This is a genomic window from uncultured Brachyspira sp. (genome assembly GCF_944390845.1).
Taxonomy (GTDB): domain Bacteria; phylum Spirochaetota; class Brachyspiria; order Brachyspirales; family Brachyspiraceae; genus Brachyspira; species Brachyspira pulli.
Map to the genome: position 1 here is coordinate 25515 of NZ_CALXRM010000028.1, position 12411 is coordinate 37925.

Here is a 12411-nt window from a genome sequence, read left to right on the forward strand (position 1 = left end):
TTTAAACGGCTAATTTTTATTAATCAATTTTTAAATTTTTTATTATTGATGTCATAAATTTTCTTCATAATATCTAATAATTTTTTACCAGTTATTAAATAATCTTTTATTGCTTTAGTAAATTAATAATATTTTTTCATAATTAAGTGTTATATATGTGATGTTTTTATCTATTATTAACAACTATACGTCTAATAAATGATGAAATGGTATAATTATTTATATACTAATATATTTTTTTGTATTAATTTATGTTATATACTATTTTAGCTATTGACTTTATGTTAGTATGTGATACAATATTTGATAATTTTATCACAATTAAAAAATAGGAGATATAGATGAGCAAAGAGACTAATGTAAAAAGCGGAAATTCTGTACTCGACGAATTAATAGCAAAAGCAAAAAAAGCACAAGAAATATATGCTACTTTTACACAAGAGCAAGTAGATGCTATATTCAAAGCATGTGCCATTGCAATTAATAGCAGAAGAATACCTTTAGCAAAAATGGCTTGCGAAGAAACAGGAATGGGCGTTGTTGAAGACAAAGTTATAAAAAATCACTTCGCTTCAGAGTATATTTACAATAAATATAAAGATATGAAAACTTGCGGCATCATTAGTGAAGATGTAGCAATGGGAATGAAAAAAGTTGCTGAGCCTATAGGTGTAATAGCTGGCGTTGTACCTACTACAAACCCAACATCTACAGCAGCATTTAAAGCATTAATAACTTTAAAAACAAGAAATGCTATAGTATTTTCTCCTCACCCAAGAGCAAAAAAATGTACTTATGAAGTATGTAAAATCATCAATGAAGTTGCTGTTGCAAACGGAGCTCCAGACGGACTTATAGGCTGTATACAGGAACCTACAGTTGAACTTTCAGCTGCTTTAATGAGTCACCCTCAAATAGATTTAATACTTGCTACAGGCGGACCTGGTATGGTTAAAGCTGCTTATTCTAGCGGTAAACCTGCTTTAGGTGTAGGTGCTGGTAATACTCCTGCTATTATAGATGAAACAGCTGATATAAAAATGGCTGTTAGCTCAGTTTTAATGAGTAAAACATTTGATAATGGTATGATATGTGCTAGTGAACAAACTGTTGTAGTTGTAAAAGATGTTTATGAAGAAGTTAAAAAAGAATTCCTTTACAGAGGTGCTTATCTTTTAAATGAAGAAGAAAAAGCTAAACTTAGTAAAGTAATGATTATAGATGGAGCTTTAAATGCTAAAATAGTAGGTCAGCCTGCTTATGTTATAGCTCAAATGGCTGGTGTTACAGTTCCAGAAGAAACAAAAGTTCTTATAGGTGAAGCTAGTGCTATTAGCAAAGAAGAAGCATTCTCTTATGAAAAATTATCACCAGTACTTGGTATGTACAAAGCTGAAGACTATGAAGATGCTTTAAATAAAGCTCATAGTTTAATAGTATTCGGCGGACTTGGACACACTTCAGTATTATACACAGATGAAGACAATCAAAAAGAAAGAATAGCAAAATTCTATGAGAAAATGCCTACAGGAAGAATACTTGTAAATATGCCATCTTCTCAAGGAGCTATAGGAGATGTTTATAACTTTAGATTAGAGCCGTCTTTGACATTAGGTTGCGGAAGCTGGGGTAATAACTCTACAAGTGAAAACGTTGGTGTTAAACATCTATTAAATATTAAATCAGTAGCTTCAAGGAGAGAAAATATGTTATGGTATAAAGTACCAAGAAAAATATATTTAAAAAGAGGTTCTTTAGATGTTGCTTTAAGAGAGTATGCTGATAAAAAAAGAGCTCTTATCATTACAGACGGACCTTTATTTAAATTAGGTATCACTGATAATGTTACTAAAGTATTAGATGATATAGGAGTACAATATTCTATATTCTCTGATGTTAAACCAGATCCAACTATTGGAACTGTAATGGATATATTAAAAGTTGCTAAATCTTTTGAACCAGATGTAATTATAGCTTTAGGAGGCGGTTCTCCAATAGACGCTGGTAAAATAGCTTGGTTATTATATGAAAACCCACAAGTTAAATTTGAAGATATAGCTATGGTATTTATGGATATAAGAAAAAGAATATGCGATGCCGGCGAATTAGGTAAAAAAGCAGAATTTGTTGCTATACCTACTACATCAGGTACAGGTTCTGAAACTACTCCATTTGCTGTTATTACAGATGATGCTACACATATTAAATACCCAATAACTGATTATGCTTTAACTCCTAATATGGCTATATTAGATGCTAATTTAGTTATGAGTATGCCAAAAAGTCTTTGTGCTGCAAGCGGTATAGACTCTTTAACACATGCTCTTGAGGCTTATGCTTCTATATGTGCTACAGAATTCTCTAACTGTAATGCTGAAAAAGCTATAAAACTTATATTCAAATATTTACCTGCTTCATATAAAGAAGGTGCAAGCAACCCAGTAGCTCGTGAAAATATGCATTATGCTGCTTCTCTTGCTGGTATGGCTTTTGCTAACGCTTTCTTAGGTGTTTGTCACTCTATGGCTCACAAATTAGGTGCTGCTTTCAATATACCTCACGGTTTTGCTAATGCTTTACTTATATGTCAGGTTGTTAAATATAATGCTAATGAAAAACCTTTAAAACAAGGTTTATTCCCTCAATATAAATATCCTCATGGTCAGGAAAGATATGCTGCAGTTGCTGATTTATTAAATCTTGGCGGTAAAGATAATGCAGAAAAAGTTACTAATTTGATAAATGCTATCAATAATCTTAAAAAAGAATTGGATATACCTTTGTCTATAAGAGAATATGGTGTTAAAGAAGAAGACTTTATGGCTAAACTTGACACTATAGTTGAACAAGCATTTAATGACCAATGTACTGGTGCTAACCCTGTTTATCCTTTAATGAAAGAGATCAAACAGATGTATTTAGATGCTTATAATGGTGTATATTGATTTATAAACATATAAATAGTTAAAAATTTTGTGGCTATCATTATTTATTTAATGGTAGCCTTTTTTATTATAAAAAAATATAAAAAAATTTTATAAATAGTAATTAGTGAAAAACTATTTATAATTACATATATGTAATTACTGTATACAATATTGATTATACTTTGTAGTATAAAAATAAGTTTTTTGTTTTATAAGTGATAATTTAATATTATTATATGATTATTTATATTTTTAATATGTAAAATACATGAAAATTTGAGGTTTTCAATATATAGTACTAAATAATAATTAATACTAATTGATATGTATAGAAACTTGACAATGTATAAAAACTTTATATAATATATAGCATGGAGAAAAAGATATGGCAAAACTTCACATTGAAAATGAAAATGTAAAAAAATACATATTCAATGTTTCAGAAAAACTTATGAGACATTTTGATTTAGAATATGAAATTACGAAAGAAGATGAATATTTTGATCTTTATGCTTTCCACAGAAATGATTTTTTCAAATCATTCATAACAAAATCAACAGTTTATGAGGGTTATTCAGTATTTGAACATATGCTTTTAAGATTCATAAAAGAATTGAAGAAGGAAGATATAGAAAAATTCCAAGATATGTTAGTTAGATTAACTCCTATATTAGCAAATCCTAACAAATTTCATAAAAGAAGTGTAATAACAGGAATAATAGTAACAGAAAGCCCATTAGATAAGGAATGGGAGAAAATGGCTAGGAAATTTTTTTATAAAGTTAATTACAAACTATTATTTCATGGCTGGTCAGAAACACAATATGCTATAGTGTCTATGACAGATAAAAATGTATACTTACCTAAAATGCGTAAGAAAGAGTTAAAACTTCTTCTTTCGGATTTTTAGGAGGTTATAAAACAAATAAAAAAGGAGATAAAAATGAATGCTTTCATTCTTCTATTGTTAGGTATGATTATATTTTTCATAGCCTATATAACTTACGGTTCATATCTAGCGAAAAAATGGGGTGTAGATCCGGGCAGAAAGACTCCTGCTCATACTAGACCTGATGGCAGAGACTATGTTCCTACAGATGCTAAAGTATTATTAGGACACCATTTTTCTTCAATAGCTGGAGCCGGTCCTATTACAGGTCCTATTATTGCTACTATGTTCGGCTGGCTGCCTGTGTATTTATGGATTATATTCGGATGCGTATTCTTCGGAGGTGTGCATGATTACGGTTCATTACTTGCTTCTTTAAGACATGAAGGTAAATCTATCGGAGAAGTTATAAGAAGTAATGTTAGCCAAAAAGGTAAGATAATGTTCACTCTTTATGCTTTCATTACCATTTGTTTAGTTGTTGCTGCATTTTTGGATATTACAGCAGGTACTTTCGCAGTAAACGTTCAGACAGTTGGAAATATTGACGCTATAGATTTAGCGGAAAAACAGAAAGCTGCTGCAGGCACTGCGAGTATGCTTTTTATAGTTTTGGCATTGTTATTCGGTTTTTTGGTTTATAGAAGAGGCGTAAACGTAACTGTTTCAACTGTAATAGGAGTTGTGCTATTAGCGGCTGTAGTTTTTTTATCTGATAAATTTCCGTTCTTAGCTTTAACTAAAGTTCATTGGCAAATAATATTGGTAATATATATAATATGTGCTTCTCTTCTGCCTGTGTGGATACTTCTGCAGCCTAGAGACTATTTGTCTTCTTTTTTATTATATGCTATGGTAGCAGGAGGAGTAGTTGGTTTGATAATTATGAGACCTTCTGTACAAATGTCCGCTTTCAATGGCTTTTTGCCTAGTGCTGGCAATTATTTGTTTCCTATACTATTTATTACCGTTGCCTGCGGAGCTATATCAGGTTTTCACTCTTTAGTAAGTTCTGGAACTAGTGCTAAACAGCTTAATAGCGAAAAAGATGCTAAACTTGTAGGTTACGGAGCTATGCTTATAGAAGGTATAGTTGCAATAGTTGCTTTAATGAGCGTTGCTGCAATTGCAGGAAATACTGAAGGAACTCCAGCTGCTAGATTTGCTTTAGGCGTTGCAACATTTATGAATTCTTTTGGAATACCTATGGGATTAGGTCAAACTTTTGTTACTTTAGCATTCGCTTCTTTTACTTTAACTTCTTTAGACAGTGCCACTCGTATAGGAAGATACTTGGTTCAAGAATTGGGTGAATACTATACTGAAGATGGAAGAACAGTAAAAACCGTATTTACAAATCCTTATCTTGCTACAGGTATTACTGTTGCCATATCTTTAGGATTTACTCTTTACGGCTATGAAAGAATATGGCCTATATTTGGAAGTGCTAACCAATTATTAGCAGGTTTAGCATTACTTGCTGTTGCTGCTTGGATAAAAAATACTCAAAAAAGAAACTCTTGGGAAACTATTATTCCTTTAGTATTCATGTTTGCTGTTACTCTTTCCGCTTTATGCTTAGTAGTATATACTAATGTTATGAAAGCTACTTTTGACGGTTATGTATTAGCTGCAATAGCTGCTATTATGATAATATTAGCAGTTATAGAATTATTCATTACAGGTCAATGGGCTCGCGGATTATCTAAAAAAGAAGCTGCTTCAAACCCTAATGATCCTATTAAAAACAAATAATTATTTAATATACTGTAAATAATTTTACCCCTTTCATAAATAACTTATGGAAGGGGATTTTTTTAGTCTAATTAAAATTTTTACTTTGTCGATATAATATTTTGTATTATATTTTAAATAAAGGTAAAATTTTCTAGTATTATGTCTAATAAAAAATTTAAACTAAAAGAAGAAAAAGCAGTATTCGCTGACATAAGATCTGCTATATCTATAGCTATATTTGACAGCGAAATTAGTAATTATGACGGCAGTGTTGATACAGATGTAAGACGTGCTGTAATGTATAACAAAATAGTGTTTGAAAATTTAGTTAAACGCTTATTTTCGTATCAGGCTAGCAGAGAAGATAAAAAGGATAAATTAAAAGAACTTTCTATTATTAAAATGATAAAGAATGAGAGTTTATCTTTATCTAAAGAAAGACTGTATTATATAGAAAATCCTAATGAAAAAACATTTGAATTTTTAAATGATGTTTTAGATAAAAATAAAAAAGTAAGAGGATATAGTGAGTATATACTTTTCTCACTATTTAATCATTATTTTGACTATATAAAAAACTGATAGTTTTAAATATTATCCTTCAAAATAAAAAAGGATTATATTATTATGAAAAAAATTATTATAATATTTAGTATTTTTATATCATTATCATCATTATTTGCTCAGAATGCAGCACCGAATGATGAAAGAAATATAGACAGAGAATTTTATAATGCTGAAAAACTTTTCTTCCAAAAAAAATATAATTTTGCAAGAGAAGCTTTTCTTTTATATTTGAAAAGAAGACCATTATCTACAAATGACATGCTTTATTATTATATAGGAGCATGTTATTTCCAAGATAAACAGTATCAAAATGCAATAGATTATTATAAATTGGCATTTGATATAAATGATTCATATTCTTATTGTAATAATATAGCAAACTCATACTATCAATTAAAAAATTATGAAGATGCTTTGCTTTGGTATAACAGATCAATAGAGCGTTTGCATTCTCCTTATACAACTAAATTAAATCATGAAGTATTAACTAATTATACAGTTTCTCAAAATGTTGTAACTAATACAGTATTTGTTTTTGATGTTGATGAAATATCTTCAAATGAATCTATTACAAATCTTTCACTTACAAATGGATTTGCAGCTGACACAATAAGTACAAATCTATTAAGTACAAATACATTAACTACACCAACAACAAATATAATATCAACTAATAATACTATGATGACAAATGCATCTGATACTAATTATATATCTGATGCTATAAATAATCTTAATCAAGCCAATGAAAATATAAAAACTACATTGGATAGTACATTTACAAAATTGCCATTATTTACAAATGTAGTTATAACAAATACATATACAAATGATTATGAGTTTACAAATACAACAGTTATATTTGAGGCTAATACTAACTTTAATCTTGAAGTTGTAGATCCTGCTGCTTCAGAAACAGCTTTACCTCCAAGTATTGATACAAATCAAAATGCCGGAGATTCAAATAATGTAGTTATGAATACAAATTCTACAACTACAGGATCAACTTATGTAATAACTGAAGAAAAACCTTTCACAGTTACAAACATAGTTATAATGACTAATGTTATGGATACTAACGGCAATATGGTAGAAATAAAAACTAATATTGCTTCAGTAGATGCATATAATACTTGGGCATTATATTATAGTGCTTATTTAAATATGGGACATACTTTCTTAGCACTTGGTGAAATAACTAATGCTGCTATATCTTATGAAATATTTTTGACAAATGTCGGAGGCGACTATTATCAAAAAGAATCGTTAGAAAGAGTTATAGCTTTGATAAGAAGCAATGATACTTCTATAAGATTTATGCCTTTCACAAATAATTATAGGGTAAATACTAATAATGACGGAAGCATAACAACAGAAAATATATTCCCTAATTTTGATTATGAAAGAGAAACTATATATCCTAATGGTGTTAGAATAGTTTATGAAAATGGAAAGATAGAAAAAACTAAAATGTATTCAAATAATTATGAAGTTTCAGATACTATATATCCTTATGGAAAAAGAGAAATAGAAACAGTATTTGAAAATGGGGATACAAGAGTTGAAACATATATGATAGATAATTCAAAATCTATCAATACAAAAACAGCTTCAGGAGATACTTTTGAATATACTTTATATCCTGACGGTTCTTTCATAAACAGAAAAACATTAGACAGTAATAAAGCATTTGTAGTAGAAAGATCCGATGGTTCTATAACTACAAATTATAAAGATGATAACGGAGCATTCTTCTATACTAGAAGTTTAGACGGAACAGAAGTAAAAAGAACTGAGGATAATTTAGGAAATATAAAAACAGAAACAAAACGTGTTGATGGGGCAGTTATAGTAAAAACTGAAAATCCAGACGGAAGTTATGTTGTGGTTGCTAATTATATAGACGGAAGTATAGGAACTACAACTGTTGATACAAATGGAATAAGTAATTTAAAAATAGTTTATCCTGACGGCAGAGTGGAAGAAAGAAATTCATCTGGAGCAGGTGCAGGAACATTCTCATACAATGTTAAAGCTGATGACGGAAGCATTATTACTAAAACATATAATGAAGATGGTTCTTTCACAGTTGTAACTAAAAAGGTTGACGGAACTGTTATAACTGATACTGTTGCTAATGATACTATAAGCGAAATAAAAATGCCTGACGGAACTACTATAAAGAGAATAATAAGACAGGACGGTTCAAGAGAAACTACTACTTTGAATAAAGATTCAAGTACTGTAACAGAAATAGTATCTGCAGATTCAAGCAGCATAACAACTACAGTAAAACCTAATGGTTCTAGTATAGTAGTTATAAGAGATGTAGCAGGCAATACAGAAACTACAGCAACAGAAGCTGACGGAAGTACTTCAACTTCAAAAACTTATGTGGACGGAAGAAGCACTGTTAATGAAGTTAGAGCTGATGGAGTTACTATTGATATAGAAAATGACGGAAGAAATAAAACTACTGTTGCTAGAGATGCTGAAGGTTATGTACTTGAAATGAAGCAATATAAGAATGAGGATCCTGAAATAACATTGCTTGATGCATTAGGAGAAGCAGTTGAAATAGAAGTTGCAAAAACAGTAATTAGAAGAATGGATTTAAATATCAAAGCAGAAGATATTGATAATCTTAAAGTTCCGCCTCCTCCTGTTACAGAGGAACCTGCTGATACAACAGTAACAGATGGTACTGCTACTGATGAAACAGCAGCAGATGGTACTACTACAACTACTGATGATACTACTGCTACAGACGGAACGACAACTACCGATGATGCAGCTGCAACAGATGGTACAACTACTACTGATGATACTACTGCAACAGATGGTACAACTACTACTGATGATGCGACAGCAACAGATGGTACTACTACAACTACCGATGATACAGCTTCAGCAGGCAGTACTACAACTACTACTGCAAATTAAAAATTATTATTAAATTAAAAATAAAAAAAGATCTATGATATTTTATTCATAGCTCTTTTTATTATATACCTAAACAACTATATTTTGTCAACCGCGAGCTCTACCTCAACAAGCTCGGTACGCTTCGCGGGCACCTTCCCGCACGGTACTATTTCATCTTATCAAATGTCCACTATACGCGACCGAAGGAAGTACTGCAAAGTATGCGGCTGATTACTCATTATTGTGCAAAATTAACAATATATCTTACATGTAATACAATTTTAGTATGATTTAGTACTAATTCCATCCTTGCACTTTTTGCAACTTTTTGCGGCGGGAAAAAGTTGACTAAAAAAATGACAAAGTTAAAAATTTTCAGTATATATTAAAATAATCCGCTTATCTTACCATTTTCATCTATATCTATATTGCATGCAGCTGGTACTTTTGGAAGGCCAGGCATATCTATTATACCGCCAGCCATAGCAATTATAAATCCTGCACCTGAAGCTAGTTTAACTTCATCAATATTTAAAGTGTATCCTTTAGGAGCATTCAATAGGGTAGGGTTATCGGATATTGATTTTTGTGTTTTTGACATACATATAGGAAGATTACCGTATCCGATACTTTCTATTTTTTTCATCATTTTATTAGCTTTATTAGAGAATTTTATTTCTCCTGCTCCGTATATTTCTTTACATATACATTCTATTTTTTCTTTTATACTTTTTTCTAAATCATATAAAGGTTTATAATTAGATTCTTGAGAAGCTGCTTTTACAACTTTTTCAGCTAAATCTTTTCCACCTTCTCCGCCATGCTCCCAAACCTCACATAATGAAATATCAACGCCCATATCTTCGCAATGTTTTTTTATTAATTCTACTTCTTTATCAGTATCAGAAACAAATTTATTAATAGCAACAACAACAGGAACATTATATTTTTTCATGTTTTCAATATGCTTATCTAAATTATCAAAACCTTTATTCAAAGCATTTAAATCTTCTTTATTAAGTTCCAAAGCTCCGCCATGATGTTTCAATGCTCTTATAGTAGCTACCAATACTATACAATTAGGTTTTAATTCAGCAACACGGCATTTAATATCAAGGAATTTTTCAGCACCTAAATCAGCAGCAAAACCAGCTTCAGTAATAGTATAGTCAGAAAGTTTCAAAGCTAATTTTGTAGCAAGTATTGAGTTACATCCATGAGCTATATTGGCAAAAGGGCCTCCATGTACTATAGCAGGAGTATTCTCAAGTGTTTGAACTAGATTTGGTTTTATTGCATCTTTAAGCAATGCACATGCAGCTCCTTCAACTTTTAAATCTTTTACTTTTAAAGGATTATCATTAACATCATAAGCAAATACTATATTTCCTATTCTCTCTTTTAAATCCATTAAAGAATTAGATAAACAAAGTATAGCCATTATTTCTGAAGCAACAGTTATTTGGAAAGATGATTGTCTTGTAACTCCATTTTCACTTCCTCCGAGTCCTATGACAATATCTCTCAATGCTCTGTCATTCATATCAACAACTCTTTTGAATATTATTTTATTAGTATCAATCTTTAATTCATTGCCTTGTTTGATATGATTATCTATACAAGCAGATATTAAATTATGTGCACTTCCTATAGCATGAAAATCTCCATTGAAATGCAAGTTAATATCTTCCATTGGAACTATTTGAGCATATCCTCCTCCGCAAGCTCCGCCTTTGATTCCGAATACCGGTCCAAGTGAAGGTTCTCTCAAAGCAGCAACAGCATTCTTACCTATTTTATTTAAACCTTGAGTAAGTCCTATAGTAACTGTTGATTTTCCTTCTCCTGCAGGTGTTGGTGTTATTGCTGTTACTAATACTAATTTTCCATTAGGTTTATCTTTTAATTTTTTTAAAACAGATAATTCTATTTTTGCTTTATATTTACCGTATACTTCATAATCATCATCTGTTAGATTAAGCATTTTAGCAATATTATCTATTCTTTCTAATTTGCATTCTTGTGCTATTTCTATGTCTGTTTTCATATACCCTCCATAATTATGATAAATTTATATAGAGAATATACAATACTTTTTAATTATTTGATAGTATTTAAAATCAAAAAATCTTATTGAATTTTGTAAAATTATTATTATAATTTGTAAAGAGGGCTTAGATTTTTTATAGCCTATATTAGTACGTTAATAAATTTTGAATAAAAGGAAATTTTTTATGGATAAAGTAAATATAAGTCTTATAGGTGTTGGAAGAATGGGTCAATTCCATTTGAATGTTATAAATCAAATAAATCAAATAAATTTAGCAGGTATATACGATGCTAATGAAGATCATCTAAATGAATTGTCTCAAAAATATAATATAAATAAGTTTAATAGTATAGATGAAGCTATAGACAATGCAGATGCTGTAATAATCGCATCACCTACAATATACCATTTTGAAATAGCTAAAAAAGCTGTAGAGAAAGGAAAACATGTATTAGTAGAAAAACCAATGACAGAAACTTATGAACAAGCTTTGGAATTGGAAGCTTTAGTAAAACAAAAAAATGTTATACTTCAAGTAGGACACGTTGAAAGATTCAATGGTGCTGTTCAAGAACTTCATCATATAATAGAGAAACCTTATTTAATAGAAGCTAGAAGATTAGCTCCATTTACTCCTCGTATTACTGATGTTGGAGTTGTTTTTGATATTATGATTCATGATCTTGATATTGTAACTTCTTTGGTGAAAAAGCCTATTGTAAGATTTTCTGCAAGCGGTAAAAGAATAAGAACAAATAATGAAGATATAGCAAGTGCATTATTAGAATTTGAAGATGAAACTATAGCTACAATTAGTGCAAGCAGAGTGACTCAGGAAAAAATTAGAACTTTAGCCATAAGTACAGAAGAAGCATATTTTATACTAGATTATGCTACTCAGGATATTACAATACATAGACAAGCTACAAGCCAAAGTAATATAAAAACTTCTGTAGGAATAAATTATAAACAAGAATCTATTATTGAAAGAGTTTTCATTCACAGGGATAATCCATTGAAATTAGAAGATGAACATTTTGCTAATTGTATATTAGGAAAGGATAAAAGATTCGTTTCTATAGAAGATGATGTTAATACTATAAAATTGACAGAAGCTATTTTGAAAGAAATAAAAAAGACTTGGTAATATAATTATATATTTTTATATTAAGATACTTTTTAGTAAAAGAGTTGTATATTTTTTTAAATATAATATTATTTTTGATAAAATATATTTGCTTCAGTATATACCAAAAATTTTTAACTTTGTCATTTTTTTAGTCAACTTTTTCCCGCCGCAAAAAGTTGCAAAAAGT

General features: G+C 29.9%; 7 protein-coding genes. 6 read left to right on the top strand and 1 reads right to left on the bottom strand.

Annotated elements, in window-relative coordinates; genetic code table 11:
• Positions 1-341: 341 nt before the first annotated feature.
• The 5 genes from adhE to Q0K52_RS07390 all read left to right on the top strand — a co-directional run bounded on the left by adhE (position 342) and on the right by Q0K52_RS07390 (position 9063).
• Positions 342-2945 (top strand): bifunctional acetaldehyde-CoA/alcohol dehydrogenase, encoded by a 2604-nt coding sequence (gene adhE / locus Q0K52_RS07370; protein WP_297298033.1) that lies wholly within the window; start codon positions 342-344, stop codon positions 2943-2945.
• Positions 2946-3312: 367 nt separating this feature from the next.
• The gene (locus Q0K52_RS07375; RefSeq protein ID WP_297298035.1) at positions 3313-3837 is read left to right on the top strand and encodes a hypothetical protein; all 525 of its coding nucleotides are present in this window, start codon (positions 3313-3315) and stop codon (positions 3835-3837) included.
• A gap of 33 nt (positions 3838-3870) precedes the next feature.
• Positions 3871-5571 (top strand): carbon starvation protein A, encoded by a 1701-nt coding sequence (locus tag Q0K52_RS07380; RefSeq protein WP_297298037.1) that lies wholly within the window; start codon positions 3871-3873, stop codon positions 5569-5571.
• 141 nt (positions 5572-5712) lie between these two features.
• A complete protein-coding gene (locus Q0K52_RS07385) occupies positions 5713-6135 on the top strand; it encodes a hypothetical protein (RefSeq protein ID WP_297298039.1) in 423 nt (140 codons plus the stop codon).
• 45 nt (positions 6136-6180) lie between these two features.
• Positions 6181-9063 carry a tetratricopeptide repeat protein gene (locus Q0K52_RS07390; RefSeq protein ID WP_297298041.1) on the top strand — a complete coding sequence of 961 codons (2883 nt, stop codon included), beginning with the start codon at positions 6181-6183 and terminating at the stop codon, positions 9061-9063.
• Positions 9064-9430: 367 nt separating this feature from the next.
• On the opposite strand, the gene Q0K52_RS07395 is transcribed toward Q0K52_RS07390, so the two are convergent.
• Positions 9431-11092 carry a formate--tetrahydrofolate ligase gene (locus tag Q0K52_RS07395; protein ID WP_297298043.1) on the bottom strand — a complete coding sequence of 554 codons (1662 nt, stop codon included), beginning with the start codon at positions 11090-11092 and terminating at the stop codon, positions 9431-9433.
• Between the two features lie 187 nt (positions 11093-11279).
• Here Q0K52_RS07395 and Q0K52_RS07400 point away from each other — a divergent pair, with 187 nt between their 5' ends.
• Positions 11280-12242: a Gfo/Idh/MocA family oxidoreductase gene (locus tag Q0K52_RS07400; RefSeq protein ID WP_297298046.1), complete on the top strand. Its 963-nt coding sequence runs from the start codon at positions 11280-11282 to the stop codon at positions 12240-12242.
• The last annotated feature ends 169 nt before the right edge of the window (positions 12243-12411 follow it).

Coding starts and splice junctions, on each gene's coding strand:
- Q0K52_RS07385 (WP_297298039.1), top strand. CDS start 5,713: ATGTCTAATAAAAAATTTAAACTAAAAGAAGAAAAAGCAGTATTCGCT.
- adhE (WP_297298033.1), top strand. CDS start 342: ATGAGCAAAGAGACTAATGTAAAAAGCGGAAATTCTGTACTCGACGAA.
- Q0K52_RS07380 (WP_297298037.1), top strand. CDS start 3,871: ATGAATGCTTTCATTCTTCTATTGTTAGGTATGATTATATTTTTCATA.
- Q0K52_RS07375 (WP_297298035.1), top strand. CDS start 3,313: ATGGCAAAACTTCACATTGAAAATGAAAATGTAAAAAAATACATATTC.
- Q0K52_RS07390 (WP_297298041.1), top strand. CDS start 6,181: ATGAAAAAAATTATTATAATATTTAGTATTTTTATATCATTATCATCA.
- Q0K52_RS07395 (WP_297298043.1), bottom strand. CDS start 11,092: ATGAAAACAGACATAGAAATAGCACAAGAATGCAAATTAGAAAGAATA.
- Q0K52_RS07400 (WP_297298046.1), top strand. CDS start 11,280: ATGGATAAAGTAAATATAAGTCTTATAGGTGTTGGAAGAATGGGTCAA.